Below are 26,466 nucleotides of genomic sequence, written 5' to 3'. Positions count from 1 at the left end.
CAGCCCGTTTCTTTTGGCCAAAAATACTGCGGGGTCTGGGGCAGCGCCCCAGTCGCATGCCAGCCCGTCACCGCATCATCCCTGACGCGCCGACGCACCCGCTCACCCGACAATCTGTGCCGTCTCGACCACAGCATGCATCAACACGTCCGCGCCCGCCATCGCCCATTCCTTGGAAATCTCTTCCGCCTCATTGTGGCTCAACCCGTCGACACATGGGCACATCACCATGGCCGTCGGCGCCACACGGTTGATCCAGCACGCATCATGCCCCGCACCGGAAATCAGATCCATGTGGCTATAGCCCAAACGCTCTGCCGCCGAACGCACCGCGCTGACACAGCCCTCGTCAAAGGCGACCGGATCGAACCCGCCCACTTTTTCAAAGGAAATTTCCATGCCCATCTCGTCGGCGATCTTCTGGCCTTCGCTGCGCAGGCCGGCCTCCATATCTTCGATCACGCTCAGTTCGGGCGACCGGAAATCGACCGTGAACACGACCTTGCCGGGGATCACATTGCGCGAGTTCGGATAGACGTCGATATGGCCCGCCGCGCCGACCGCGTGGGGGGCGTGGCTCCATGCGATCTGGTCAACCGCCTCCAGCACACGCGCCATGCCCAGACCCGCATTCTTGCGCATCGGCATCGGCGTTGAACCGGTATGGGCATCCTTGCCGGTGATCGTCACCTGCGTCCACGACAGGCCCTGCCCGTGCGTGACTACCCCGATATCCTTGCCCTCGGCCTCAAGGATCGGTCCCTGTTCGATATGCAGCTCAAAAAACGCATGCATTTTACGCGCACCGACTTCTTCTTCACCACGCCAGCCGATCCGCTTTAATTCGTCGCCGAACTTCTTGCCCTCCGCATCGACGCGGTCATAGGCCCAGTCCTGGGTGTGGATACCCGCAAAAACCCCCGACGACAGCATCGCGGGCGCATAGCGCGTGCCTTCCTCGTTGGTAAAGTTGGTCACGACGATGGGGTGCTTGGTTTTCACATCCAGATCGTTCAGCGTGCGGATAATCTCCAACCCGCCCAGCACCCCAAGGATGCCGTCATATTTCCCGCCCGTAGGCTGCGTGTCGAGGTGCGATCCGACATAGACCGGCAGCGCGTCGGGGTCGCTGCCCTCGCGCCGCGCAAACATGTTGCCCATCTGGTCCAGACCCATGGTGCAGCCTGCGGCCTCGCACCACGACTGGAACAGGGCGCGGCCCTCGCCGTCTTCATCTGTCAGGGTCTGGCGGTTGTTGCCGCCCGCCACACCGGGACCGATCTTAGCCATGTCCATCAGGCTGTCCCACAGCCGGTCGCCATTGATCCGTAAATTTTCACCTGGTGCAGCCATCACATCCCCCGTTCACTCTTTCCATCGGTCGCTTTTTGACCAATTGGTAAATACACGATTGCCAGTGAAACCATATGTGTCAAGAACTGCTTTGAACCGAATTGCCTGTTCGCAGGTCATCTGCCTAGACTTGCAGCACAACCAACCAAAAGGATCGCCCATGCCCGATGGCGCACAGAAAAAACCAAGCCGCATCCAGCGTCGCAACCGACGCCTGATCCTTGATGCGGCCTTGGACGTCTTCTCGATCTACGGCTATCGCGGCAGCACGTTGGACCAGATCGCGGACGCGGCGGGCATGTCGAAACCGAACATCCTGTATTACTTTTCCGGCAAGGAAGAGATCCACGTCACCCTTCTGTCGCAACTGATGGAAACGTGGCTCGACCCGCTGGTCGCGCTGGATGCCGACGGCGATCCGCTGACCGAACTGCTCGGCTATGTGCAGCGCAAACTTGACATGGCGCGCGACCTGCCCCGCGAAAGCCGCCTGTTCGCGGGTGAAATTCTGCAAGGTGCACCGCGTATGCACCCGCATCTGGTGGCGGACCTCAAACCGCTATTTGATGAAAAATGCGCCGTGATCCAGTCATGGATTGATGCGGGCAAACTGGCCCCTGTGGACCCGCGCCACCTGATCTTCTCGATCTGGTCGACGACGCAGCACTATGCGGATTTCGACGCGCAGGTGACGGTGCTGCTGGACGGTGACCGTGCCGCAAAGGGCGCGGATGCGTTTCTCGCGGATCTGTTCGGCAACGTGCTGAAACCGCACTGAACCGCGCTTACGCCTTGCCCGACATCCGCAGTTTCAGCACGCGATTGAACAGCACAACCATCGCCGCCAGAAACAGGCTCAGATCGGCATAGGTCTGCACCTTGGACACATTCGGCATCCGCGCCGCCTGCACCTGCACTTCGGTAAAGGATTTGAGGTTGTCGCTCCGCTTGCCGAACTGGCCAAGCTGCTTTTCCAGCTTCACGATCTCGGCCCCGAACTTCTTGACCTGCCCGACAAAGCGCTGGTCCAGCGTGCGGTCCGCCTTGATCTTGGCCATCATCCCGTCCAACCCCGACTTGAGCTTGGCGGCATCATCGCGCTGCTTTTTCCACAGCTTCTGCTGGGTTTCCAACTTCTTGGCCAGCGCTTGCAAGGCCATCTCGCGCTTTTGCTGGGCCTTGTTCAGCGCGACGTCCTTTTTCGAGGCGTCGCGCGTGTGTTTCGAGGGCTGCTTGCCCGCCTTGTTCCGTCCCGGAGAGGGTGCGCGCATGGTCATGTTCCCCGTTAAGTCATCCGCAAACAGGGAACCACGACCATGCGGCTTTGTCTATTCCGCCGCTGTCGCGCTCGGATTGTTGGGATGGGTTGTCCAGTTCGCATAGTCCGGCTGAACGACCTTGTCGGTGCGCGGATCAACCGTGCCCGCATCCATCTCCACCATCGAGATACAGTTCTCGACCGGACAAACATTGACGCACAGGTTACAGGCCACGCATTCCGCGTCGATCACTTCGAAAACGCGATCCTCGGACATGGAAATCGCCTGATGCGACGTGTCCTCACAAGCGGCATAGCAGCGGCCGCACGAAATACAGGCATCCTGATCAATCTTGGCCTTCGCCACATAGTTCAGGTTCAGATACTGCCAGTCCGTCACGTTCGGCACGGCACCGCCGGTGAAGTCCGCGATGCTTGTATGACCCTTCTCATCCATCCATTCGGACAGGCCGCTGATCATTTCCTGCACGATCTTGAAGCCATAGGTCATCGCCGCCGTGCACACCTGCACGTTGCCACAGCCCAGCATGATGAACTCGGCAGCGTCGCGCCACGTAGTGACCCCGCCAATCCCCGAAATCGGCAGCCCCGACGTGTTCGGGCCCCGCGCAATCTCGGATACCATGGACAGGGCGATCGGCTTGACCGCCGGACCGCAATAGCCGCCATGCGACCCCTTGCCGTCGATGGACGGTTCGGGCGACATGGTGTCGAGGTTCACCGAGGTGATCGAGTTGATCGTGTTGATCAGGCTCACCGCATCCGCGCCACCGGCCTTGGCCGCAGCCGCAGGTTTGGTGATGTCGGTGATGTTCGGGGTCAGCTTCACGATGACGGGTTTCGAATAGTACTGCTTGCACCACCGCGTCACCATCTCGATATATTCCGGCACCTGACCGACAGCCGCGCCCATGCCACGCTCGCTCATCCCGTGCGGGCAGCCGAAGTTCAACTCGATCCCGTCCGCGCCGGTGTCCTCGACCAGCGGCAGGATGGCTTTCCACGCCTCTTCTTCGCATGGAACCATGATCGACACGATCACGGCACGGTCCGGATAGTCCGCCTTGACCCGCTTGATCTCCTCAAGGTTGGTGAACAGGTCGCGGTCGGTGATCAACTCGATGTTGTTCAGCCCCAGCAAGCGCCGGTCCGCCCCGTAGATCGCGCCATAACGCGGGCCGTTCACGTTCACCACGGGCGGCCCTTCAGACCCAAGGGTCTTCCAAACGACCCCGCCCCAACCAGCCTCGAAGGCGCGGCGGACGTTGTATTCCTTGTCCGTTGGCGGCGCCGAGGCCAGCCAGAACGGGTTCGGGCTTTTGATGCCCACGAAATCGCTTTGCAAATTTGCCATCAATTAGATCCTTTGCCTCAGGTTGGCCGATGCGCCGACCGTCACCCCATCAAAACGTTATGAATATCCAGCGCCGCATCGCGCCCTTCGGCCACGGCCGTCACGGTCAGATCATCGCCGCCAAGGGCGCAGTCGCCGCCGGCCCAAACGCCCTCGACGCTGGTGCGCCCCGCGCCTGTGACCGCGATCTTGCCACGCTCCAACGCAGGCACATCGCCGCCGTCCAGCGTTTGCCCGATGGCGCGCAACACCTGATCCGCCGCCAGCTTCACGGTCTGGCCCGTACCGCTCATATCCTCGTTCACATATTCGAACTCGATCTCGCGCACGGCACCGTTGCCATGCAGCGCAACCGGCACCACATGCGTCATGATCCGCACCCCTTTCGAGGCCGCCAGATCCTGTTCGAAAACGCTGGCATTCATGCGATCACGCCCACGCCGATAGGCCAGCGTAACGTTCAACGCGCCCAGCAGCTTTGCCTGCACAGCGGCATCTACCGCCGTCATACCGCCACCAATCACAACCACATCGCGCCCCACCGGCAGGCTGGCCATATCCTCGGCCTGCCGCAGTTCCGCGATGAAATCGACCGCGTCCAGAACGCCGGCCTTGTCGGCACCCGAGACAGACAGCGCATTCACGCCGCCAAGGCCCATGCCTAGAAAAACCGCGTCAAACTCCGCGTTCAGCTCTGCCAGCGTCAGATCGCGTCCCAGCATCGTGTCGTTCTGGATGGTGATGCCACCAATACCAAGCAGCCAGTCCACCTCGGCCTGCGCAAACCCGTCCGGCGTCTTGTAGGCCGCGATCCCGTATTCGTTCAAACCACCCGGCTTGGGACGCGCATCATAGACGGTGACCTCATGCCCCAGCATCGCCAGACGGTGCGCACAGGACAAACCCGCAGGCCCCGCCCCGACAACAGCCGCCCGCTTGCCCGTCGCGTCGGCGCGAGTAAACGGATGCACACCCTTGGCCTGCAAATGATCCGTGGCATAACGCTGCAACTGCCCGATCAGCACTGGCTTGCCCTCGGCCACCTCACGCACACAGGCCTGTTCGCACAGCGTCTCGGTCGGACAGACCCGCGCGCACATGCCCCCCATGATGTTCTGGCTCAGGATCGTCTTGGCCGCCGCATCCGGCGTGCCTGTCGCGATCTGGCGAATGAACAACGGAATGTCGATATCCGTGGGACAGGCCGTGATGCAGGGCGCATCATGGCAGAAATAGCATCTGTCCGCAGCCACCAACGCCTCGTGTGTGTCCAGCGCAGGATGCAGATCGGAAAACCGGTCCGCATATTCCCCTTGGCCCAATCGGCCCGCCACCACACCCTCTGTGAAAGGAGATTCCGTCATATCAACTCCATCGCAACAATCATTCGTTAAGAAACGCTCTCACAGAAGATTATTTTTATCAACTGGTAAAAATATATTCGCCCGTTCAAAAAATGACGCTGCACAAAGAAGCGGCAAACAGCCAAAACACGCCGCGCACATCGAAATGCTTGCAATACGAAAAAATGCATTCATCTATTAAAGTGCTACATCATCTATCGACCCACTGCTCCTCTCGGCTCAGTCACTCGATCTTATGACGACGCCACGCTGCCGCATGTTGCGGGCAGACCCACAAGAGGAGAACCGACGATGGCAAACGGCACCGTCAAATGGTTTAACACAACAAAAGGCTACGGCTTTATTGCACCTGAAACCGGCGGCAAGGACATCTTTGTCCATATTTCAGCCGTTGAACGTTCCGGCCTCACCGGCCTCGCCGACGACCAGAAAGTGACCTACGATCTGGAATCAGGCCGCGACGGCCGCGAAAGCGCTGTGAACATCGCACTGGCCTGACCCGCCACACCTTGGAAAATCTGAACCGGCGGCGCACCTGATGCGCCGCTTTTTTGTTTGCAGATGTCGGAGCCTCCGGCGGCAGTATTTTTGGCCAAAAGAAACCGCGCACCCGCCCCAAATTCTTTTGGCAGGAAATACTGTGGGGAGTCCGAAGGACGGGGCGAAGCCCCTGAAAAATGTCGTCGCCGGCACGGCGTCCGTTGGATCCCCGAGGGCGCGAACCTAGTCGATCTGCCCCAACAACGCGATCACATCGGGCCCAAGCGTTTCCACAATGCGCGCCACCCCGTCCGCGTTGGGGTGGATACCATCGGGCTGCATAAAGGCGCGCACCACGGCAGGCTCCGCATCAATCCCGCCCAGCCCCTCGAAGAAACTGGGGGCGAGCAAGGTGCCATACTGTCCTGCCAGATCGGGATACATGCTGTCGAACGCGGTTTTGTAGTCCGGCCCATAATTGCCCGGCGCCTGCATGCCGACCAGCAGAACCTCGACCTCGGCTGCATCGGCCGCCTGCAAGATACCATCCAAATTGGCGCGGCTCACTTCGGGGTCGATCCCGCGCAGCACATCATTGCCGCCCAGCGTCACAATCATCGCATCCACATCCGGCGTCAGTGTCCACGCAACGCGCGACAGACCGCCCGCGGTCGTATCGCCCGACACGCCCGCGTTGATCACGCGCACATCCTGCCCTTGATCGCGCAGCCATTGCTCTAGCTGCGGGACAAAACCGTCCTCGGCGGGCAGGCCATAGCCTTGGGTCAGACTGTCGCCCAAAGCGGCGATTGTCACCGTTTCCGCTCCTGCGGCAACTGGCCACAAAAACACAACAATTGCGCCTAGTACCTTGCTCATGTCGCTGTGACCTCCATATGTCCCTCTAACACACAATAAAGGTGCTGCTTGATGTCCGATCCAGTCCTCTCCCTCAAAAATGCAGCACTACGTCTGGATGGCAATGCCGGACCCGTCGAAATCCTGCATGGCATATCGCTTGATATCGCGCGGGGCGAGACAGTTGGGCTGGTCGGCCCTTCCGGCTCGGGCAAGTCGTCACTGTTGATGGTTATGGGCGGGTTGGAGCGTGCCACGGGCGGTGCGATCCACACCTTGGGGCAAGATCTGACAGCGATGAACGAGGACGCGCTTGCCCGTTTTCGCCGCGGCCACATGGGGGTCGTCTTCCAATCTTTCCACCTGATCCCCACCATGACCGCGCTGGAAAATGTCGCCACGCCGCTGGAACTCGCAGGCGCACGCGACGCCTTTGACCGCGCGCGGGCCGAGCTCGAGGCCGTCGGCCTGTCCCACCGCGCCACCCACTATCCCAGCCAGATGTCCGGAGGCGAACAGCAGCGCGTTGCCCTTGCCCGTGCCTGCGTGACACGGCCCGAAATCCTGCTGGCCGACGAACCCACCGGCAACCTTGATGGCGCAAATGGTGCGGCGATCATGGACATGCTGTTTTCCCTGCGCGACCGGCATGGGGCGACCCTTGTCCTTGTGACCCACGCACCCGAACTGGCCGACCGCTGCGACCGCGTGATCCGGCTCGAGGACGGGCGGCTCGTCTCCGAAGCCGCGTCCAAGCCCGCCACGCCCGACCAGAAGGCCGCCGCAGAATGAGCCTTGCCACCTCCGCCCGATTTGCCCGCCGCGAATTGCGCGGTGGTCTGCGCGGCTTTCGCATCTTCCTAGCCTGCCTTGCCCTCGGCGTTGCGGCCATCGCCGCTGTCGGCTCCGTCCGCTCTGCCATCGAGGCGGGGTTGGAACGCGAAGGTGCCGCCCTTCTTGGCGGCGATGCCGAGATGGAATTCACCTATCGCTTTGCTGATGCCGAAGAACGGGCGTGGATGGACAGCATCGCCACAAACGTGTCCGAGATCGCGGATTTCCGGTCCATGGCCGTGGTCGATGGCCCCGACGGGGCCGAACGCGGGCTGACCCAGATCAAGGCGGTCGATGACCTGTACCCCCTTGTCAGCGCAGTGCAACTGACCCCAGCCATCCCCCTTGCCACCGCCCTTGCGGATCAGAACGGCCGCCCCGGTGGCGTGATGGAGCGCGCCTTGATCGACCGCCTCGGCCTTGCCGTGGGCGACACGTTCCGCCTTGGCACGCAGGAGTTTACCCTGACCGCAGAACTCAGCCGCGAGCCCGACAGCGCGGCGGGCGGCTTTGCCCTTGGCCCGCGCACCATCGTCTTGCGCAGCGCCCTCGAAAACGCACAGCTTCTGGCCTCGGGCACGCTCTTTTCCTCGAAATACCGCCTGACCCTGCCTGACGACACCGACCTCGCCGCGCTGAAGACGCAGGCGCAGGACAACTTCCAGAACGCCGGTATGCGCTGGACGGATTCGCGCAACGGTGCGCCTGGCGTGACGCGTTTTGTCGAACGGCTCGGCGCGTTTCTAGTGCTTGTCGGGCTGTCGGGTCTTGCCGTGGGCGGCGTCGGGGTCTCTGCCGCTGTGCGCGCCTATCTGGCGGAAAAAACCAGCGTCATCGCGACCCTGCGCACCTTGGGGGCCGAACGCGCCACGATCTTCCAGACCTATTTCATTCAGATCGGCGCGCTTAGCCTGATCGGCATCGCCATTGGGTTGACCCTTGGCGCGCTGATCCCCGTCGCCCTCGGCCCGATGATCGAGGCGCGCCTGCCCATTCCGGCCAGCTTTGGCATCTTCCCCGCGCCCCTGATCGAATCCGCGATTTACGGATTGCTGACCGCCTTTGTCTTCACCCTCTGGCCTCTCGCACGGGCCGAGGATGTGCGCGCCGCCACCCTGTTCCGCGACGCCTTGGGCAGCACACGCATGTTGCCCGCGCCGCGTTATCTGGTGTGGATCGGCATCGGTCTCGCCGCGCTGATCGGACTGGCGGGCCTGTTCTCCGGTACGTGGATGCTCACCCTCTGGACGGCGGGCGGCATTGCCTTTGCCCTTGCCCTGCTGGCGCTGGCCGCAACGGGCATTCGCTGGCTGTCGCGCATTGCTGCCCCCCGCGCTCAAGGGCGTCCTGCCTTGCGGTGGGCGCTTGGCGCGATCTCGGGCACCCGTGAAGGGGCGGCATCCGTGGTACTATCGCTGGGGCTGGGCCTGTCGGTCCTGTCTGCTGTCGGCCAGATCGACGGCAACCTGCGCAACGCGATCTCGGGCAACCTGCCCGACGTGGCCCCCAGCTATTTCTTCGTCGACATCCAGCGCGACCAGATGGACGGCTATACCGAACGGCTTGAAAACGACCCCGCCGTCAGCCGCATCGACAGCGCGCCCATGCTGCGCGGCGTGGTTACACAGATCAACGGAAAACCCGCGCGTGAAGTGGCGGGCAACCACTGGGTCGTGCGCGGCGATCGCGGCCTGACCTATGCCGCCGAACCCCCTGCCGACACCCGCATCACCGCCGGCGAATGGTGGCCCGAGGATTACACCGGCCCGCCCCAGATCAGCTTTGCCGCCGAAGAGGCCGAGGAGATGGGCATCGAACTGGGCGACACGCTGACCATGAACATTCTGGGCCGCGACATCACCGGCACCATCACCTCCTTCCGCGAGGTTGATTTTTCGACCGCTGGCATCGGCTTTATCCTCACCATGAACCCAAGCGCGTTGGAGGGCGCCCCCCACACGTTCATCTCGACCGTCTACGCCGAAGAACAGGCCGAGGCGCAAATTCTGCGCGACCTTGCCAACGCCTATCCCAACATCACCGCCATCCGCGTGCGCGACGCCATCGACCGCGTCAGCGACGTGCTGGCGGGGGTCGCGGCGGCCACCTCTTATGGCGCGGCGGCAACGCTGCTGACCGGTTTTCTCGTGCTAATCGGGGCCGCAGCCGCAGGCACCCAAGCCCGCACCTTCGAGGCGGCGGTGCTCAAGACCCTTGGCGCCACGCGGCGCCGCATCCTGCTCAGCTTTGCCTTGCGCGCCGCGCTGCTGGGCCTCGGTGCGGGATTGGTTGCACTGGCCGCAGGGATCGCAGGCGGCTGGGCCGTCAGCACCTTTGTGATGGAAACCGACTTTACCGTGATCTGGCCTTCTGCACTGGGCATCATCAGCGGCGGGGTGATCGCGACCCTGATCGCGGGGCTGGCCTTTGCATGGGGGCCATTGGCGGCACGTCCGGCACAGGTACTGCGCGGGCGCGAATAAGCCGCGTTGCGGGTCCGTGCCACCCATGCCAGTTTGCGCACAAATCCGACCCACGAAAGGCCCACCATGACCGACCAACTGCCGATGCCCGTGACCGCCCCCCTGACGCCCGCGCAAAAGACGCAACTGATCAATCTGGTGCGCCGCGCCGCCAAGGCCGAGATCATGCCCCGCTTCCGCCGCCTCGACGCGGGCGACATCGCCACCAAGAAAGACGAAACCGATCTGGTGACCGCCGCCGACACAGGGGCCGAGGCGATGATCACCCGCGGCCTGCAAATCGCCTTTCCCCACGCGCTTGTGCTGGGGGAAGAGGCCGTGTCGAAATCCCCCGACCTGCTGGACGGCATCGCCGAGGCCGAGCTGAGCTTTATCATCGACCCCGTGGACGGCACGTGGAACTTCGCGCACGGCATGCCGCTGTTCGGTACGATCATCGCCGTCTGCCGCTTTGGCCAGCCGGTGTTCGGCCTGATCTATGACCCCGTTGGCAATGACCTGATCCTGACCGACAACACCTCACCCACCCAGTGGCAGGCCACCTCGGGCCGCCGCCGCCCCGTGCAGACCGCCGCGCCCAAGCCGATGGACAAGCTTGCAGGCTACATGCACATCCGCCTCATGCCGCCCGCGCACCGCGCGTTCATGTGGTCCAAAGTGGGCGCGCTGGCCTATGTCGGCACGCTACGCTGCTCGGCCCATGAATACCGCCTGCTCGCTACAGGGGCGGCGGATTTCATTCTTTCCGGCCACCTGAACTGCTGGGACCACGCGGCGGGCGTGCTGCTGTGCCAACAGGCGGGCGGCGTGTCCCAAATGCTCGACGGCAGCGCCTATTCGGCATCTCTCACCTCGGGCTACCTGCTCTCGGCCTCTTCACCACAGGTGTGGGACGAGGTCGCCAACCACTTTTCCGGCCTGTTGCAGCCTGCATGACCCCTTGGTTCTTCGGCTATGGCAGCCTCGTCAACCGCGCCACGCACAGCTACCCCGAGGCGCAAACCGCCACGCTGCACGGCTGGCGGCGCAAATGGGTCTGCACCGACCGGCGCGACGTGGTGTTTTTGTCCATCGAACCGGCGGCAGGGCATGCAATCAATGGGCTGATCGCCAGCGTACCACAAGGCGACTGGGCCGCGCTTGATCTGCGCGAAACCGGCTACGGGCGCATCGACACCACCGCCCATGTGACCCACGGCGCCTCCGCCAGCCAGATTGCCGCCTACCGCGTACAGCCGGAAAACCAGCGCGGCGGCAACGGCCACCGGATATTGCTCAGCTATCTCGACGTGGTGGTACAGGGATTTGTCCGCGAATTCGGACAGGCCGGAGCCGAAGCGTTCTTTGCCACCACCGACGGCTGGGACACGCCCGTGCACGATGACCGCGCAGCACCGCTTTACCCCCGCGCCCAAGTCCTCACACCGCAGGAACGCGCCCTCACAGACCGCCTGCTGGCCCAAGTGCATTAATCACAAACCGAACAGACAACCGGACATGAAAAAGGGGCGTACCCGCCCCCTTCTCTGTTCCAAAAAATCCTCCCCGAAGGGCCGTTATCAACCGGCGCGACGGGGCATCGGATCAGCGCGCCTTCACAACCTGCAACAGCGGCATCAGCGCGGCCATATCCGGCCCGTGCGCCTGTCCGGTCAGCGCCTTGCGCAGTGGCATGAACAACCCGCGCCCCTTGCGGCCCGTGGCTTCCTTGACCGCGCCGGTCCATGTGGACCACGTGTCCGCCCCGAACGGCCCCTCGGGCAGCATCGCCATGGCCTGCGCCACAAACTCGCGGTCCTCGTCCTCGATCACCGGATCGGCGCCATCACGGCACAGGGCCCACCACGCGTCCAGATCGTTCAGCGTCTCGATATTCTCGCGCATCACGGTCCAGAACGGCGCGGCCATGTCCGCAGGCACACCAATCGCCTCGATCCGGCCCGCCACATCTTCCAGCGGCAGCGTCTGCAAATAACGCCCCGTCAGCGGGAACAGGTCGGCCTCGTCGAACTTTGTCGGGGCCGAGCCGAAACGCGAAATATCAAAACCGTCGATCAGCGCGGCCATATCGGTGCGCAACTCGATCGGATCGGACGACCCAAGCCGCGCCATCAGCGACAGCAGCGCCATCGGCTCCACCCCACGCTCGCGCAGATCGCGCAGCGCCAAGGTGCCCAGACGTTTGGACAGCGCCTCACCCTGTGGGCCGGTCAGCAGCGAATGGTGCGCAAAGGCAGGCGGCGTGCCGCCAAGCGCTTCGATGATCTGGATCTGCGTGGCAGTATTGGTCACGTGATCCGACCCGCGCACAACATTTGTCACGCCCATTTCGACATCATCCACCACCGACGCGATGGTATAAAGAACCTGACCGTCCTGACGGATCAACACAGGGTCCGACACCGATGCCGCATCAATGCTGATGTCGCCCAGAATGCCGTCGTTCCACTCGATCCGCTCCTGATCCAGCTTGAACCGCCATACGCCGGTGCCACGCTCGGCACGCAACGCATCCTTCTCGGCCTCGCTCAGCGACAGGGCGGCGCGGTCATAGACCGGCGGCTTGCCCATGTTGAGCTGTTTCTTGCGCTTGAGGTCCAGTTCGGTCGGCGTCTCGAACGCCTCATAGAACCGCCCCGCCGCGCGCAACTGGTCCGCTGCCTCGTGATAGCGGTCCAACCGCTCGGACTGGCGCTCGACCCGATCCCAGTGCAGGCCCAACCATTCCAGATCGGCCTTCAACCCGTCCACGTAATGCTCTTTGGAGCGTTCGGGATCCGTGTCGTCGATACGCAGGATAAAGGTGCCGCCCGCCTTGCGTGCGATCAGGTAATTCATCAGCGCCGTGCGCAGGTTGCCTACGTGGATGTAACCTGTGGGCGATGGGGCGAAACGGGTGGTGGTCATGAATACTCTCCGGACTGTCGCGCATGCCTTGTCACAGGGGGGCCACCTTGTCCAGTTTGGCACGCCCTTTGCGGCGGCGCGGTCCTGCCACCCGCCTCACCTGCAACCGGCGTGATGATTTTTCCGTGAACGCACGTGACTGTCGCAAACCCGTGCTAGATTGAACCATCAAACAACAAGGAGAACCGCTATGTCTACGTCCCCGAAACTGTCGCGCCGCTCTGCTTTGATGGGTGCTGCCGCGCTGCCACTGGCCGCCGCAGCCACCAATGTCCGCGCCGCCGCCCCCATGATGGGAATCGCCCAAGAGAACTTCCGCCGTGTCAAAGTCGGCAGCTTCGAGGTGACAACCCTGCTGGCCGGCACCCGCCCCGTGGAAAACCCGCACACGATTTTCGGCCTCAACGTGGACGATGACGAATTCGCCGAAGTCTCCGCCGCCGAGGGCCTGCCGACAGACGTTTCGCAGTTCTTCTTTACCCCCACGCTGGTCAACAACGGCGCCGAACTGATCCTGTTCGACACAGGGCTTCAGGGCGCCGCCACCGTGCAGGCAATCGAGGCCGCAGGCTACACTGCCGACCAGATCGACAAAGTGGTGATCACCCACATGCACGGCGACCATATCGGCGGCATCTCGACCGACGGCACACCCACCTTCGCCAATGCCGCCTACATCACGGGCGCGACCGAATTCAACGCTTGGTCCAGCATGGGCAACGAAGGGTTTGACACCAAGATCGCCCCGCTGGCCGAACAGTTCACCATGCTGGATGATGGCGGCGCACCTGCCTCGGGCATCACCGCCATGGCCGCCTTCGGCCACTCGCCCGGACATATGGCCTATATGGTCGAGGACGGCGGCACCCAACTGGTCATCGGCGCGGATTTCGCCAACCACTATGTCTGGTCGCTCGCCCACCCCGAATGGGAAGTGAAGTTCGACATGGACAAGGAAATGGCCGCCGCCACGCGCAAACGCATGCTCGACATGATGGCCGCCGACCGCACCGCCTTTATCGGCTACCACATGCCATGGCCCGGCATCGGCTATGTCGAAAAGAACGGCGATGGCGGCTACCGCTACGCCGCGCACAGCTATCAGCTGATGGTCTGACACGATCCATGGCGGCGACGAACATCAACGCGTCGCCGCCATGGGCCAACAGTGGTTGAGGTGGTGTCAGCGCACTCTTTTGCAAAGGGAGGTTCCGAGCCTAAACCGCCGAAATTCTACAATGTCGCGATTTTCCGCTACCTCTGACTAGTGATGGGGGCTACTATCATCGATGCGCGCGAGATTTATTGGGCCTGCTCAATCGCGCAGATGGCTTGAAGCAGCGCTGTCGTAAGCTCGTTTGCTTCTAAGATGTGCCGAAGACCAGCGGCAAGTGGCTCCAAAGCCTCGGTAAGATCTTCGTCGGCAAAGCCTTGAGCGAGAAGCTCACGATCAAATTTAATTGGGAGGACAAAACAAACGCCCGGATCGATAGTCATTCCAAGAGATCGGAAACCATCTTGAATCTCGGCATTATTTTTCACCATTTCCCTAAATTGCTTTTTCTTAAGGACCGTGGAAAGCTTCAGGACAATGCCAGCGCCTTGGACGCCAGCAAACTCCGAAAGCCATATCTTCTCGTCATCCCCAGTTCCTTCGAACGTCACCCAAATTTTGTGCTTTGGGGTAGTGTCGCTATCAGATGGTATGCGCCATGCGGGGGAAGCTATACTAATGATGTCACCCAGCTCCTCAGGTTCATCCCCATCCCCCTTGATCAATTTTTGTTGCGTCTCGAATATCTCAATGACTTTTTTGCCCAGCAAATCATTCATACGTGTCTCGGCGTACTCGAACGCGGCTTGAAACACTTCAATATTTTGGACAATCATCGCCCCTACATCGCTGTCTACATCATCCATATTTTTCTCCATCAAAACGTCTTAACATAATAGCCGAACATGGCGATTACCTGGGCAGTAAAGCCACGTTCGCGCACGGGCAGGCCTGCTGCGCGTTCGGCGGCTGTCGCGATGTCTGACCAGCTTGTGTCCGCTACACGTTCGGCTGAGGCTGCGAACGGTGCCAGAAACACTACATGAGGCTGGCGGGACTGATAGGCCCCGCTTAGCTCCAAACTATCGCGATATCGCTCCAATTGCATATTTCCTAGGCCCGCATCGACCTTAACCTCTACAGCGATCAAGTGATCTTCGGTCCTAATGATAATATCCACTCTGTCTTGGACTTCCCCAAGGGGACAGATTTCCGTGTCAACTTGATATCCTCGAGCAAGCTCGACATGCCAGTCTACACTCGGCAATGCGAAGCCTAGATATTCAGCTAGGAAGATCCTCGACCTGATACCAGCGAAGCTTTCCTGCCACAGGTTGACCAAAGCTGCTGAAATGCGCACTTCACTACGTTTCAGGCCAGCAACCTTCCATATATTTTCTAGGCCTCCTTCTTCGCGCTTTCTCTCCAGTGGTCGAGCGATCGATTTCACGAAGATTTGCAATGCGGAATGGGATATCTGGGTGGTTGGCGGGGGCTCCGGCGATAATTTTCTCTCAATGAAAGGCGCTATCTCAAAAATTACCTTTTTAAGAGCGACTCTGGTCAACGGCGCCGAACTAGAGTTTTTGAAGAATGGTGCAACGTCTCCAAGAACTGACGCAAGGGACGCTGGATTAAGCGATGTCATAGTCGAGATGCCATTCAAATTCAGACCAATAAACCCTGACAGCCCCGAAGAAAGTGTCAATGCTTATTGACTCGGGGAGGATCGGATGAATTGCTACACTTGCAGCCGACACTTCCTAGTTAGATGTAAAAAGCCACCGTTTGTTAATGGTTCGCAGAACTGGACTTGGACGCGCACGCGGCAAAAGTCTGAAAGGTCCGCAAACCGCACACTCCCCTTACCCCGGATCGCGCCAGCGGTTCACGATTGGATAGCGACGGTCCAGCCAGAACGCGCCCTTGGTCAACCGCGCACCGGGGGCCGACTGGAAACGTTTGTATTCGCTCAGATACACCAGCCGCTCGATCTTGCGCGCCACATCGGCGTCGAACCCTGCGGCGACGCAATCGGCAATCGACCCGTCCCGATCCACCAGAATCTCCAGCAGCGCATCCAGTTCGGGATAATCCGGCAGGCTGTCGCTGTCCTTCTGGTCCTCGCGCAACTCGGCACTTGGCGGCTTGGTGATGATACGGGTCGGAATGACCTCGCCCTCATTGCCCAGCATCCAGTCCCGCTTGTTGGCATTGCGCCAGCGGCAGGTCTCGAACACGCGCGTTTTGTACAGATCCTTGATCGGGTTATAGCCGCCCGCCATGTCGCCATAGATGGTGGCATAGCCCACCGCGACTTCCGACTTGTTGCCCGTGGTCAACAGCATCTCGCCGAACTTGTTCGACAGCGCCATCAACAGCAATCCGCGTATCCGGCTCTGCACGTTTTCCTCGGTCAGATCCTCGTCCAACCCTTCGAACATCGGCGCGAGCGTTTCTGTCACCGCCGCCCGCGTCGCCCCGATCGGCACATAGTCATAGTGACAGCCAAGCGCCTTTGCGCAGGCCTCCGCATCTTCCAGACTGTGGGACGAGGTATATTCCGACGGCAACATGACACAGCGCACGTTTTCAGGCCCAAGCGCATCCGCGGCAATCGTCGCCACCAGCGCGGAATCGACGCCACCGGACATACCCAGCAACGCCTTCTTGAACCCCGTCTTGCCGCAATAATCGCGCAAGGACGTGACCATCACGCGGTAATCCTGCTCCCACGCATCGGGATGGCGTGCCTTCTCGCCCTCGACCACGCGCCAGCCCTCCGGCCCGCGCTCCAGATCCACATGGGCCACCATCGCGTCGAACAGCGGCAACTGCACCGCCAGCTTGCCCCCAGGGTTGAGCGCAAAGCTCCCCCCGTCAAAGACCTGATCATCCTGCCCGCCCACCATATTGAGGTAGATCAACGGCAAACCCGTCTCGACCACACGCGCCACCATATGGTTGATGCGGGTTTCGAACTTGCCACGGTAATAGGGCGACCCGTTGGGCACCAACAGGAACTCGGCCCCCGTCTCGGCCAATGTCTCGGCCACGTCGGAATGCCACGCATCCTCGCAAATCGGGCTGCCAATGCGCGTATCCCCGACCGAATAAGGCCCCGCCAACGGCCCCGCATCAAAGATACGCACCTCGTCAAAGACGGTCTCGTTGGGCAAATGATGCTTGAGCACACGCGCCGCGATCTTCCCACCCTTGCAGATCAGATAGGCGTTGAACAACTCCGTGCCCTCGGCCCATGGCGCGCCTATGGCCAACGCAGGCCCGTCCGCGCAAGCCTCTGCCAAGGCCTCAACCGCCTTCATCGCCGCCGCATAGAACGCGGGCTTCATCACCAGATCCTGCGCGTTGTAACCGGCAATGAACATCTCGGGCAGCGCCACCAGATCGGCCCCCGCCGCACGCCCTTCTTCCCACGCCGCACGCGCCTTGGCCGCGTTGCCGTCAATATCACCAACCGTCGGGTTCAACTGGCCCAGCGTGATGCGGAATCTGTCAGCCATAAGGGCGCTCCTTTTTCGTCACGGCTGATGTAGCAGAAACCGCCCCGTAGGAAACCCACCCAAACCACCGCGTCCCCTTCTCTGTTCCACAAAATCCCGGGGGGAGTCCGCAGGACGGGGGGCTGGCCCCCCTTCCACCTCCGCCCCGGAACCCGCCGCTCGTGGTTAAGACCATTGCCCACAGCCGCCCCCTGTCCTAGGCTCACCCCGCCTGCTGCACCGACGCGGGCCAACGAATCTTTGAGGTATTCCATGTCCCTGCGCAGTCTCATCTTCTGTCTTGCCCTCCTGCCCATGGCGGCTGCGGCACAGTCAGACGCGGTCCTGACCAAGCAATATGACGATGGCGGCATCTACGAAGGCACCTTCCGCGGCGGCTTGCAACACGGGCAAGGCACCTACCGCCTGCCCAACGGCTACGAATACACCGGCACGTGGGTGGACGGAGAGATCAAGGGCGAAGGTGTTGCGCGCTTCCCCAACGGCTCGGTCTACGAAGGCGCGTTTTCCAAAGGCAAACCCGACGGCTTTGGTAAGATCACCTTCGCAGATGGCGGCACCTATGAGGGCGACTGGGACACAGGCGCGATCACCGGATCGGGCATTGCGCTTTATGCCAATGGTGTCCGCTACGAGGGCGAATTCCGCAACGCCCGCCACCACGGCAAGGGCGTCATGCAAAGCCCCGGCGGCTATGAATACAAAGGCGACTGGGTCGACGGCGTCAAACAGGGGATGGGCGTGATCACCTACCCCGATGGCGCGGTCTATGACGGCGAAATCGCCAATGGCGTGCGTCAGGGCACCGGCACGCTGACCATGCCCGACGGGCTGATCTATGTGGGCCTGTGGAATGACGGGCAGATCGACGGCAAAGGCACGCTGACCCAACCCAATGGCGACGTCTACGAAGGCGACCTGACCGAAGGCCGCCGCGAAGGCAAAGGCCGCGTGACCTATTCCAACGGCGACGTCTACGAAGGCGAGTTCTCAGATGACCGCCGCCACGGCCAAGGCACCTTTATCGGCAATGACGGCTACACCTATATCGGCCAGTGGGCCGCTGGCCAGATCGAGGGCGAAGGGCGCGTGACCTATCCCGATGGCGCGGTCTACGAAGGCACGTTCGAAAACGACCTCGCCAATGGCAAGGGCAAGATCACCTACACAGACGGCTCCACCTATGAAGGCGACTGGGTCGCGGGCGTGATCGAAGGCACCGGCAAGGCGACCTACCCGAACGGCGTCGTCTACGAAGGCGGATTCAAGAACGCGCGCAACCACGGTCAGGGCGTGATGACCTATGCCGACGGCTACCGCTACGAAGGGGAATGGCTGGACGGGCAGCGCCACGGCATGGGCACCGCAACCTACCCCGATGGCACCGTCTATACCGGCCAGTTCGAGGCCGGACAGCGCCACGGTCAGGGCCGCATCGAAATGGCCTCGGGCTTTATCTATGACGGCGCGTGGATGCGCGGCGAAATCGACGGGCAAGGCACCGCAACCTACGCCAATGGCGACGTCTACGAAGGCATGTTCAAGGCTGGCAAACGTCAGGGCGCAGGCGTAATGCGCTATGCCTCGGGCGAAGAGGCCGCAGGCCAATGGGACAGCGGCGCCCTGAGCGAAGAAGCCGCCCCCGCTAACGCTGACGAAGACGCAGAGGCCACCGAAGCTGACACGGCGACCGACGACGCCAGCACCGATGCCCCTGCGGATGACACCGCCGCGGATGACACAGCGGCAGAAGACGGCTGATGCACCGCACCGGCGCGCTGTGCCTGTGGCTGATCGCTGCGGGCTGTCCCGCTTGGGCCGACTGGACCTTTGTGGAAGGCTGGAACGAACCGGTGCAGGATTTCGAAACCCGCGCCGCCACCACCACCAATGACGCAGGCTTTGCGCTGCATCTTTACCGCAATCCGGTCGGGCGGGTTTACGCGCTAATCTCCCTGCCCGACGGCACGCCCGATCTTGTCACTTCCGGCCCCGTCGCCACACTCACCCCCAAAGGCTTTGCCGCCAAACAGATCGAGGCGCAGGGCGAACGCGGGCGCATCGTGGAATATGCGATCAGCACAGGGCGCGCATTGCGCGACCGGCTCTGGCATGGCGAGGGCGAGGCCCCCGCCTTCGGCACCTTTCACGACATGCTCGAAGCCGACAGCCTGTCCGCAACCCTGACTTTGCAAAACGGCCAAACCGTGCAGACCGAATGGTCGATGGACGGCGCAGGCACCCCGATCGCGCGCGCCCTCGGCATCAACATCGCGGGCATCCCCGCCGGTGCCGAATGGGACGACGCGGCAGCGCAGGCGCTTCTGGCCGCAATGACCGCCTGCCAGTTCCCGAAACTCGATGTGACCTGCGTGCAGAAGGTCACCGCCTGTAGCCCCCAGATCAGCGAAGAACGCGACATCGACGCATTCGAAGCCTGCGTTGCGGCCGACCCTTAGGCGCGTCGTCCTTCAGGCGGGTTTCACCAAATGCCAGACCTGCTCCACCGGATACTCTTTGGCCCACGCCGCAGGAATTGCCGCCCGCGTCCCTTCCGCATGCGCGGGGGCGTATAGCTCCTGATAGCGTTCCACCGTGAATCCGATCTGGTGGAACAACGCCATCCAGCCCGACCACGTCAGATTGAAACAGACGCCCGACGGCTCGAACGCCACCTCGGTCCAGTCCGCGCCCCACATATCGCGGTAAGGGCGGTGCAGCATTTTGTCCGCAGGCGACCCATCCAACGGTGAACACAGCAGGGACAGCGGGTGGTTGCCCAGAAACACCAGCCGCCCGCCAGCCCGCAAAAGGCGCCACGCCTCGCGCAACCACGACTCGGGCGGGCACCAGATCGACGCCCCGTATTCCGAGATCGCAAAGTCAAAGGCGGCGTCAGGCAGGCCCGTCGCCTCGGCATTGCCTTCGATGAACGTGATATCGGCCCCATGCAGCGCCGCCAGCCTGCGCGCCGTGGTCAGTTGCGCCGCCGAGATGTCGATGGCCGTGACCCGCGCACCGCGCCGCGCCATCCAGCCCGCGACATATCCCGTTCCACAGCCAAGCTCGACCGCATCGCGCCCCGCCATATCGTCAGGCAACAGGGACAGCTCCGTCTCGCTGTTGCCCCACGTGCCCCATCGCGGCGTGTCCAGCGCCCACAACTCTTCGGCGATGCCGACCCAATCAGGGGCATCGCGGTTCCACATGTCCCGATTGATCGCCAGATAGTCGCCTGTCATACCAATGCTCCCGATGTCGCCTTGCGCGCCCATCCTAGCACAACTCGCACGCCTTTTCGGCCCCAGCCCCGCCCAGCGCAGACAAGGCCGCCCCGACGCACCATGCCTCCGGCAAATGCACCATTCCGGTGTACGCACGGTGCACAGCCTGTGCACACCCTGTGCACAGCCAAAATCGCCCCTAAACGACCTCGCCCGCGCTCATCCGATCCAGAAAATCCTCCGCCTCGGCCAGCACCGTTTCGCGCTTTTCGGCGTCCATCCGGTCCCACGTGCGGTACATATTGCCCATGCGCGGATTGCCCTCCAAACGGTCGCGGTGCCGGTCAAGGAAATGCCAATAGAGCAGGTTGAACGGGCACGCCCCCTCGCCCGTTTTCACGCTGACCTTATAAGCGCATTTCTTGCAGTGATCCGACATCCGGTTGATGTAAGCTCCTGAACTTACATAGGGTTTCGACGCGATCACACCGCCGTCCGCAAATTGCGACATGCCCACAACATTGGGGGCCTCGACCCACTCGAACGCATCCGCATAGACGGCCAGATACCATTCGGACACTTCATTGGGGTTGATCCCCGCCAGCAAGGCAAAGTTCCCCGTGACCATCAAACGCTGGATATGGTGCGCATATGCCTCGGTCTGGGTCTGCGCTACCGCCTTGGAAACACAGCGCATTTTCGTCTCGGACCCCCAGTAGAACGCAGGCAGCTTGCGCTGGTGGTTCAGCCCGTTCCGCCGCGCATACTCCGGCCCCTCGTGAAAGTAGATGCCGCGCACATATTCGCGCCAGCCGATGACCTGCCGGATAAAGCCTTCGGCGGCATTGATCGGCACATCCCCCGCCTTCCACGCCGCTTCCACCGCACGGCATACCTCCATCGGATCCAGCAAGCCGATGTTGAGATATGGCGACACCAAAGCGTGATAAAGGAACGCGTTGTCGTCCAGCATCGCGTCCTGAAAATCCCCGAACCGCGCCAGCCCGTATTTGACGAAATGTGCCAGCGCGCGCCGCGCCTGCCCTTGATCCGTGGCGAACCAGAACGGGCGCAAGTCCCCGAAATGATTGCCAAACCGCCGCTCGACCAGATCAAGAACCGCCTCGACGGTCTCGTCCGGTGTGAACTGCATGGGGCCGGAAAAACTGACATCGTCTGGCGCAGGCTTGCGGTTCTCGTGATCGAAATTCCACTTGCCCCCCGCAGGTTTGTCCCCCTCCATCAAAAGGCCGGTCTTACGACGCATCTCGCGGTAAAAATACTCCATCCGCAGCGCCTTGCGACCGTCGGCCCACGCCTCGAACTCCGCGTGCGAGGCGACAAACCGGTCGTCCTCCAGCAGGCGCACATCCAGCGGACAGTCCTCAAGCGCCTCGATCAGACGGAACTCCCCCGGACGAGTGGCAAGCACCTGCGCTGTACCAAACTGGTCGGCACGGCGGATCAACTCTCCGGCAATGCTCTGCGTATTCTCTGTGTCGTCCAACTCGCTATAGGCGACCTCCCAACCCGCATCGCGCAACAGCTGCGCAAACTTGCGCATCGCCGCCAGTACCAGCGCGATTTTTTTAGGGTGATGCTGGACGTAACTTCCCTCCTCCCCCACCTCGGCCATGACAACGATGTCGCTGTCCTTGTCAGCCTCTCGCAGCGCCACGATGTCCTCGCTCAACTGGTCGCCAAGGATCAGGATCAGGCGGCTCACCACGCCACCTCCGCACCGGAATAGTCGTAAAATCCACCCGTCTGCGCCGCATCCAATCCGTCCATAACAGCGATCAGATTTTCCGCCGCCTCGGTTGCGGGCACCGACGGGTGGCGGCCCAGATACTTCTCGGTAAACGGCGTCGCGACAGTGCCAGGATGCAGCGCAACAACCGCCGCCTGTTTGTGCGAGCGTGCTAGTTCAATCGCTGCCGTGTGCACGATCTGGTTCACTGCCGCCTTGGCGCTGCGATAACTGATCCAACCGCCAATCCGGTTATCCCCGATCGACCCCACCCGCGCCGACAGCACGGCGAAAACCGCTTTGCGGTCGCGCGGCAACAAATTATGCATATGCGACAGGACCAGCGCCGGACCAATTGCGTTCAACGCAAACTGTGCCGCCATCGCATCCTCATCCAACCCTTTAATCGTCTTCTCAGGTGCCGCGCCCGCAATCTCCAGCGCGCCGGTCGCCACGACCACACGGTCATACGGCCCGCGCCCGCCCAGATGGCGCGCCACTGATGCCGCATCCGTCACATCCAACCCGTCGCTCGAACGCGACAGGCGATCCACCTCAGCCCCGCGCCCCTCATATGCCGCCGACAGGGCCGACCCGATGCCGCCCGAAGCGCCAATAATCAAAACCTTTTCCATGAAGGCTGACCTAGGCTGCACAGCGCACCCATCAACTTCTTTTGGCCATAAATACTGCCCCCGGAGGGTCCCGAACCCGCCAAATGCGCAGACAGGGCAGAATCCAGACTTCCCATTTGCCAATGGCGCGATATAACGGGGCCATGACACGCCACGCACATATCCCTTGCGCACGCCTTTCGGGCGCGCTTGGCCGTGGTCTCTTGCTCCTATCTCGCCTCTGAGCGCAGCCAGTCGGCGCGCCCGCTCAGAGGACAGCCCGCGCGCCATAGGCTTCAGGAACAGAACTCAAAAAGAGATACCAACATGACCCAAGACGACAAAACCCAGGACCGCGTTGTCATTTTCGACACGACGCTGCGCGATGGCGAACAATCCCCCGGCGCGACGATGACCCACGCCGAAAAGCTCGAAATCGCGGGCCTGCTGGATGACATGGGCGTCGATATCATCGAGGCCGGATTTCCCATCGCTTCCGAAGGGGATTTCAACGCCGTCAGCGAGATCGCCAAGAATGCACGCAACTCGGTAATCTGCGGTCTGGCACGTGCTCAGATCGGTGACATCGACCGTTGTTGGGAGGCCGTGAAACACGCGGAGAAACCGCGCATTCACACGTTCATCGGCACCTCGCCGCTGCACCGCGCCATCCCGAACCTGACAATGGATGAAATGGCCGAACGGATCGAACAGACCGTCAGCCATGCGCGCAACCTGTGTGACAACGTGCAATGGTCGCCCATGGATGCCACCCGCACCGAACTCGACTACCTCTACCGCGTGGTCGAAATCGCGATCAAGGCAGGGGCCACCACGATCAACATCCCCGACACGGTCGGCTATACCGCCCCGCGTGAAAGTGCGGAGCTGATCCGCAAGCTGCTTGAAAACGTGCCCGGTGCGGATGAAATCGTCTTTGCCACGCATTGCCACAACGACCTCGGCATGGCGACCGCCAACAGCCTTGCCGCTGTCGAGGCGGGCGCGCGCCAGATCGAATGCACCATCAACGGTCTGGGCGAACGCGCTGGCAACACCGCGCTGGAAGAAGTCGTGATGGCCCTCAAGGTGCGCAATGACATCATGCCGTTCCGCACCGGCATCGACAGCACCAAGATCATGAACATCTCGCGCCGCGTCGCCTCGGTTTCCGGCTTTCCGGTCCAGTTCAACAAGGCCATCGTTGGCAAGAACGCGTTTGCGCACGAATCCGGCATCCATCAGGACGGCATGCTGAAAAACGCCGAAACGTTCGAGATCATGCGCCCCGCCGATGTGGGCCTGACCGAAACAAATATCGTCATGGGCAAACACTCGGGCCGCGCCGCGCTGCGCTCGAAACTCGAAGACCTCGGCTTCGAACTGGGCGACAACCAACTTAAGGACGTATTCGTGCGCTTCAAGGCGCTGGCCGACCGCAAAAAGGAAATCTACGAGGACGACCTGATCGCGCTGATGCGAACCGCCACCGACGCCGAGGAAGACCGGATCAAGCTGGTATCCATGCGTGTTGTCTGTGGCACGGACGGCCCGCAAGAGGCGCAGATGGTGCTGAACATCGACGGCACCGACCAAAGCACGACTCAGACAGGCGACGGCCCTGTCGATGCGTCCTTTAACTGCATCAAGGCGCTGGTCGAACACACTGCCCGCCTGCAACTCTATCAGGTGCACGCCGTGACCGAAGGCACAGATGCCCAAGCCACTGTGTCCGTGCGGATGGAAGAAGACGGGCGTATTGTCACAGGCCAGTCGGCGGATACCGACACGGTTGTGGCCAGCACACGCGCCTATGTGCACGCCCTGAACCGCCTGCTTGTCCGCCGCGAAAAGTCCGGCAAGGACCGCGCCGAGGTCAGCTATAAGGACGTAAGCTAAAACCTTTTTCCCGCCCGCGATGCCCTTTGGGCGCTCGGGCGGGAACCCCGAAACGGCCCCTTTGGTCAGCGCAAAACGCACGCACCCGCCACTGCACCCCATACCCTTTTGCAAGGTCAGGTTGCACGGCACACAGCGTGTGCGGTTTGCCGCCAATCTACGCCGGAATACGGGCTTTAATCCGCACCCGCACAGCCATATAAGGCGAGGTCTATACGCGTGCCGAGTCGGCGCGCCAATACTGCATTCGAGGTGGGCGGCAGATGTCGATATTCGGAAATTTCGGTGGATTATTCTCGTCAGATATGGCGATTGACCTCGGCACTGCGAACACGCTCGTATACGTGAAAGGCAAGGGCGTCGTCCTGTCCGAACCGTCAGTCGTGGCCTATCACATCAAGGACGGTGTGAAAAAAGTGCTGGCCGTGGGTGAAGACGCGAAACTGATGCTGGGCCGGACACCGGGCAGCATCGAGGCGATCCGCCCCATGCGCGAAGGTGTGATTGCCGATTTCGACACCGCCGAAGAAATGATCAAGCACTTCATCCGCAAGGTGCACAAACGCTCGACCTTCTCCAAACCCAAGATCATCGTCTGTGTGCCGCATGGTGCGACGCCGGTTGAAAAACGGGCGATCCGCCAGTCAGTTCTGTCTGCGGGCGCACGTCGTGCGGGCCTGATCGCCGAACCCATCGCTGCGGCCATCGGCGCAGGCATGCCCATCACTGACCCTACCGGCAACATGGTTGTCGACATCGGCGGCGGTACAACCGAGGTGGCCGTTTTGTCCCTTGGCGACATCGTGTATGCCCGTTCCGTCCGCGTTGGTGGTGACCGCATGGACGAGGCGATCATCTCTTACCTGCGCCGCCAGCAGAACCTGCTCGTCGGGGAAACCACTGCCGAGCGGATCAAGACCTCCATCGGCACAGCGCGCATGCCCGACGATGGCCGTGGCACGTCGATGCAAATCCGTGGCCGTGACCTGCTGAACGGTGTGCCCAAGGAAATCGAAGTGACCCAAGCACAGATCGCTGAGGCGCTGGCCGAACCTGTGCAGCAAATCTGCGAAGCGGTGATGACCGCGCTGGAAACCACGCCCCCCGATCTGGCGGCGGACATCGTCGACCGTGGCGTGATGCTGACCGGTGGTGGCGCGCTGCTGGGCGACTTGGATCTGGCCCTGCGCGAGCAGACCGGCCTTGCTGTGTCTATCGCCGATGAATCGCTGAACTGTGTGGCACTGGGCACCGGCAAGGCGTTGGAGTTCGAAAAGCAACTGCGCCACGCGATTGACTACGACAGCTAAGGCGCTGCACGCACGATCTGTTGACCGCGCCAGAACATCAGCGGGGCGAGAGTGTTCTTGCCCTGCATGAACAGAACACAGATAATTGCCCGCAGCGGGCATCGGATGGTTTCGCCTGCCTGAAATGGCGGCTGTCCGGCACAGTTGCCTGCAAGGCGCATGGCGCGGACGACACAACG

At 61.9% G+C, this 26,466-nt stretch carries 23 protein-coding genes; 11 read left to right on the top strand and 12 right to left on the bottom strand.

All coding sequences use genetic code 11. From position 1 onward, the window contains the following. Positions 1-102 precede the first annotated feature (102 nt). The gene (locus AC6GQJ_RS12565; RefSeq protein ID WP_500768735.1) at positions 103-1,353 is read right to left on the bottom strand and encodes a Zn-dependent hydrolase; all 1,251 of its coding nucleotides are present in this window, start codon (positions 1,351-1,353) and stop codon (positions 103-105) included. 160 nt (positions 1,354-1,513) lie between these two features. Between AC6GQJ_RS12565 and AC6GQJ_RS12560 the strand changes: the two genes are divergently transcribed. Continuing rightward, a complete protein-coding gene (locus tag AC6GQJ_RS12560; RefSeq protein WP_500768733.1) occupies positions 1,514-2,131 on the top strand; it encodes a TetR family transcriptional regulator C-terminal domain-containing protein in 618 nt (205 codons plus the stop codon). Positions 2,132-2,138: 7 nt separating this feature from the next. On the opposite strand, the gene AC6GQJ_RS12555 is transcribed toward AC6GQJ_RS12560, so the two are convergent. Genes AC6GQJ_RS12555 through AC6GQJ_RS12545 form a run of 3 tightly spaced genes read right to left on the bottom strand, consistent with a single transcriptional unit; the run spans position 2,139 to position 5,350 of the window. Continuing rightward, a complete protein-coding gene (locus tag AC6GQJ_RS12555) occupies positions 2,139-2,624 on the bottom strand; it encodes a hypothetical protein (RefSeq protein ID WP_500768731.1) in 486 nt (161 codons plus the stop codon). A gap of 57 nt (positions 2,625-2,681) precedes the next feature. Next, entirely contained in the window at positions 2,682-3,986 is a 1,305-nt protein-coding gene (gene preA, locus AC6GQJ_RS12550; protein ID WP_500768729.1) for an NAD-dependent dihydropyrimidine dehydrogenase subunit PreA, read from the bottom strand. A gap of 41 nt (positions 3,987-4,027) precedes the next feature. Continuing rightward, a complete protein-coding gene (locus AC6GQJ_RS12545; RefSeq protein ID WP_500768727.1) occupies positions 4,028-5,350 on the bottom strand; it encodes an NAD(P)-dependent oxidoreductase in 1,323 nt (440 codons plus the stop codon). A gap of 291 nt (positions 5,351-5,641) precedes the next feature. Between AC6GQJ_RS12545 and AC6GQJ_RS12540 the strand changes: the two genes are divergently transcribed. Continuing rightward, positions 5,642-5,848, top strand: coding sequence for a cold-shock protein (locus tag AC6GQJ_RS12540; protein ID WP_500768725.1), 207 nt, complete (start codon positions 5,642-5,644; stop codon positions 5,846-5,848). 225 nt (positions 5,849-6,073) lie between these two features. Here AC6GQJ_RS12540 and AC6GQJ_RS12535 read toward each other — a convergent pair whose 3' ends face one another. Then, entirely contained in the window at positions 6,074-6,709 is a 636-nt protein-coding gene (locus AC6GQJ_RS12535; protein WP_500768723.1) for an arylesterase, read from the bottom strand. A gap of 51 nt (positions 6,710-6,760) precedes the next feature. Here AC6GQJ_RS12535 and AC6GQJ_RS12530 point away from each other — a divergent pair, with 51 nt between their 5' ends. The 4 genes from AC6GQJ_RS12530 to AC6GQJ_RS12515 all read left to right on the top strand — a co-directional run bounded on the left by AC6GQJ_RS12530 (position 6,761) and on the right by AC6GQJ_RS12515 (position 11,477). Then, positions 6,761-7,480, top strand: a complete 720-nt coding sequence (locus AC6GQJ_RS12530; RefSeq protein WP_500768721.1) for an ABC transporter ATP-binding protein — start codon at positions 6,761-6,763, stop codon at positions 7,478-7,480. Next, positions 7,477-10,005 (top strand): ABC transporter permease, encoded by a 2,529-nt coding sequence (locus tag AC6GQJ_RS12525; RefSeq protein ID WP_500768719.1) that lies wholly within the window; start codon positions 7,477-7,479, stop codon positions 10,003-10,005. The genes AC6GQJ_RS12530 and AC6GQJ_RS12525 overlap by 4 nt, the downstream gene beginning before the upstream one ends. A 66-nt stretch (positions 10,006-10,071) precedes the next feature. Next, positions 10,072-10,941 carry an inositol monophosphatase family protein gene (locus AC6GQJ_RS12520; protein WP_500768717.1) on the top strand — a complete coding sequence of 290 codons (870 nt, stop codon included), beginning with the start codon at positions 10,072-10,074 and terminating at the stop codon, positions 10,939-10,941. Further along, complete coding sequence (locus AC6GQJ_RS12515) at positions 10,938-11,477, top strand: gamma-glutamylcyclotransferase family protein (protein WP_500768715.1); 540 nt, start codon at positions 10,938-10,940, stop codon at positions 11,475-11,477. The genes AC6GQJ_RS12520 and AC6GQJ_RS12515 overlap by 4 nt, the downstream gene beginning before the upstream one ends. Before the next feature lie 112 nt (positions 11,478-11,589). Here AC6GQJ_RS12515 and gltX read toward each other — a convergent pair whose 3' ends face one another. Beyond that, positions 11,590-12,912, bottom strand: a complete 1,323-nt coding sequence (gene gltX, locus AC6GQJ_RS12510) for a glutamate--tRNA ligase (RefSeq protein WP_500768713.1) — start codon at positions 12,910-12,912, stop codon at positions 11,590-11,592. 190 nt (positions 12,913-13,102) lie between these two features. Between gltX and AC6GQJ_RS12505 the strand changes: the two genes are divergently transcribed. After that, positions 13,103-14,029 (top strand): MBL fold metallo-hydrolase, encoded by a 927-nt coding sequence (locus AC6GQJ_RS12505; protein WP_500768711.1) that lies wholly within the window; start codon positions 13,103-13,105, stop codon positions 14,027-14,029. A gap of 185 nt (positions 14,030-14,214) precedes the next feature. Here the strand turns inward: AC6GQJ_RS12505 and AC6GQJ_RS12500 are convergent, their stop codons facing one another. The 3 genes from AC6GQJ_RS12500 to AC6GQJ_RS12490 form a co-directional block, all read right to left on the bottom strand. Beyond that, a complete protein-coding gene (locus AC6GQJ_RS12500; RefSeq protein ID WP_500768709.1) occupies positions 14,215-14,832 on the bottom strand; it encodes a hypothetical protein in 618 nt (205 codons plus the stop codon). 11 nt (positions 14,833-14,843) lie between these two features. Next, a complete protein-coding gene (locus AC6GQJ_RS12495; protein ID WP_500768707.1) occupies positions 14,844-15,614 on the bottom strand; it encodes a hypothetical protein in 771 nt (256 codons plus the stop codon). A gap of 217 nt (positions 15,615-15,831) precedes the next feature. Continuing rightward, on the bottom strand, positions 15,832-17,490 hold the full coding sequence (locus AC6GQJ_RS12490) for an NAD+ synthase (protein ID WP_500768705.1): 1,659 nt from the start codon (positions 17,488-17,490) through the stop codon (positions 15,832-15,834). Positions 17,491-17,742: 252 nt separating this feature from the next. On the opposite strand from AC6GQJ_RS12490, the gene AC6GQJ_RS12485 reads away from it, so the two are divergent. Then, the gene (locus AC6GQJ_RS12485; RefSeq protein ID WP_500768703.1) at positions 17,743-19,251 is read left to right on the top strand and encodes an MORN repeat-containing protein; all 1,509 of its coding nucleotides are present in this window, start codon (positions 17,743-17,745) and stop codon (positions 19,249-19,251) included. Next, positions 19,251-19,949: a hypothetical protein gene (locus tag AC6GQJ_RS12480; protein ID WP_500768701.1), complete on the top strand. Its 699-nt coding sequence runs from the start codon at positions 19,251-19,253 to the stop codon at positions 19,947-19,949. Before AC6GQJ_RS12485 ends, AC6GQJ_RS12480 begins: the two co-directional genes overlap by 1 nt. A 12-nt stretch (positions 19,950-19,961) precedes the next feature. Here AC6GQJ_RS12480 and AC6GQJ_RS12475 read toward each other — a convergent pair whose 3' ends face one another. The 3 genes from AC6GQJ_RS12475 to AC6GQJ_RS12465 all read right to left on the bottom strand — a co-directional run bounded on the left by AC6GQJ_RS12475 (position 19,962) and on the right by AC6GQJ_RS12465 (position 23,099). Beyond that, complete coding sequence (locus tag AC6GQJ_RS12475; RefSeq protein WP_500768699.1) at positions 19,962-20,732, bottom strand: class I SAM-dependent methyltransferase; 771 nt, start codon at positions 20,730-20,732, stop codon at positions 19,962-19,964. Between the two features lie 181 nt (positions 20,733-20,913). Further along, positions 20,914-22,440: a cryptochrome/photolyase family protein gene (locus tag AC6GQJ_RS12470; protein ID WP_500768697.1), complete on the bottom strand. Its 1,527-nt coding sequence runs from the start codon at positions 22,438-22,440 to the stop codon at positions 20,914-20,916. Then, positions 22,437-23,099, bottom strand: coding sequence for an SDR family NAD(P)-dependent oxidoreductase (locus tag AC6GQJ_RS12465; protein WP_500768695.1), 663 nt, complete (start codon positions 23,097-23,099; stop codon positions 22,437-22,439). Before AC6GQJ_RS12465 ends, AC6GQJ_RS12470 begins: the two co-directional genes overlap by 4 nt. Before the next feature lie 306 nt (positions 23,100-23,405). On the opposite strand from AC6GQJ_RS12465, the gene AC6GQJ_RS12460 reads away from it, so the two are divergent. Then, entirely contained in the window at positions 23,406-24,977 is a 1,572-nt protein-coding gene (locus AC6GQJ_RS12460; RefSeq protein ID WP_500768693.1) for a 2-isopropylmalate synthase, read from the top strand. A gap of 263 nt (positions 24,978-25,240) precedes the next feature. Next, complete coding sequence (locus AC6GQJ_RS12455) at positions 25,241-26,287, top strand: rod shape-determining protein (protein ID WP_500768691.1); 1,047 nt, start codon at positions 25,241-25,243, stop codon at positions 26,285-26,287. The last annotated feature ends 179 nt before the right edge of the window (positions 26,288-26,466 follow it).

Source organism: Tateyamaria sp. 7Alg 36, from assembly GCF_059882455.1.
The sequence above is the reverse complement of the archived record's forward strand: the minus strand, read 5'-3'. Positions and strand labels throughout refer to the sequence as shown.

Coding starts and splice junctions, on each gene's coding strand:
- AC6GQJ_RS12535 (WP_500768723.1), bottom strand. CDS start 6,709: ATGAGCAAGGTACTAGGCGCAATTGTTGTGTTTTTGTGGCCAGTTGCC.
- AC6GQJ_RS12560 (WP_500768733.1), top strand. CDS start 1,514: ATGCCCGATGGCGCACAGAAAAAACCAAGCCGCATCCAGCGTCGCAAC.
- AC6GQJ_RS12545 (WP_500768727.1), bottom strand. CDS start 5,350: ATGACGGAATCTCCTTTCACAGAGGGTGTGGTGGCGGGCCGATTGGGC.
- AC6GQJ_RS12465 (WP_500768695.1), bottom strand. CDS start 23,099: ATGGAAAAGGTTTTGATTATTGGCGCTTCGGGCGGCATCGGGTCGGCC.
- AC6GQJ_RS12495 (WP_500768707.1), bottom strand. CDS start 15,614: ATGACATCGCTTAATCCAGCGTCCCTTGCGTCAGTTCTTGGAGACGTT.
- AC6GQJ_RS12475 (WP_500768699.1), bottom strand. CDS start 20,732: ATGACAGGCGACTATCTGGCGATCAATCGGGACATGTGGAACCGCGAT.
- AC6GQJ_RS12555 (WP_500768731.1), bottom strand. CDS start 2,624: ATGCGCGCACCCTCTCCGGGACGGAACAAGGCGGGCAAGCAGCCCTCG.
- AC6GQJ_RS12525 (WP_500768719.1), top strand. CDS start 7,477: ATGAGCCTTGCCACCTCCGCCCGATTTGCCCGCCGCGAATTGCGCGGT.
- preA (WP_500768729.1), bottom strand. CDS start 3,986: ATGGCAAATTTGCAAAGCGATTTCGTGGGCATCAAAAGCCCGAACCCG.
- AC6GQJ_RS12520 (WP_500768717.1), top strand. CDS start 10,072: ATGACCGACCAACTGCCGATGCCCGTGACCGCCCCCCTGACGCCCGCG.
- AC6GQJ_RS12485 (WP_500768703.1), top strand. CDS start 17,743: ATGTCCCTGCGCAGTCTCATCTTCTGTCTTGCCCTCCTGCCCATGGCG.
- AC6GQJ_RS12565 (WP_500768735.1), bottom strand. CDS start 1,353: ATGGCTGCACCAGGTGAAAATTTACGGATCAATGGCGACCGGCTGTGG.
- AC6GQJ_RS12480 (WP_500768701.1), top strand. CDS start 19,251: ATGCACCGCACCGGCGCGCTGTGCCTGTGGCTGATCGCTGCGGGCTGT.
- AC6GQJ_RS12490 (WP_500768705.1), bottom strand. CDS start 17,490: ATGGCTGACAGATTCCGCATCACGCTGGGCCAGTTGAACCCGACGGTT.
- AC6GQJ_RS12500 (WP_500768709.1), bottom strand. CDS start 14,832: ATGGATGATGTAGACAGCGATGTAGGGGCGATGATTGTCCAAAATATT.
- AC6GQJ_RS12515 (WP_500768715.1), top strand. CDS start 10,938: ATGACCCCTTGGTTCTTCGGCTATGGCAGCCTCGTCAACCGCGCCACG.
- AC6GQJ_RS12540 (WP_500768725.1), top strand. CDS start 5,642: ATGGCAAACGGCACCGTCAAATGGTTTAACACAACAAAAGGCTACGGC.
- AC6GQJ_RS12455 (WP_500768691.1), top strand. CDS start 25,241: ATGTCGATATTCGGAAATTTCGGTGGATTATTCTCGTCAGATATGGCG.
- AC6GQJ_RS12505 (WP_500768711.1), top strand. CDS start 13,103: ATGTCTACGTCCCCGAAACTGTCGCGCCGCTCTGCTTTGATGGGTGCT.
- AC6GQJ_RS12460 (WP_500768693.1), top strand. CDS start 23,406: ATGACCCAAGACGACAAAACCCAGGACCGCGTTGTCATTTTCGACACG.
- gltX (WP_500768713.1), bottom strand. CDS start 12,912: ATGACCACCACCCGTTTCGCCCCATCGCCCACAGGTTACATCCACGTA.
- AC6GQJ_RS12530 (WP_500768721.1), top strand. CDS start 6,761: ATGTCCGATCCAGTCCTCTCCCTCAAAAATGCAGCACTACGTCTGGAT.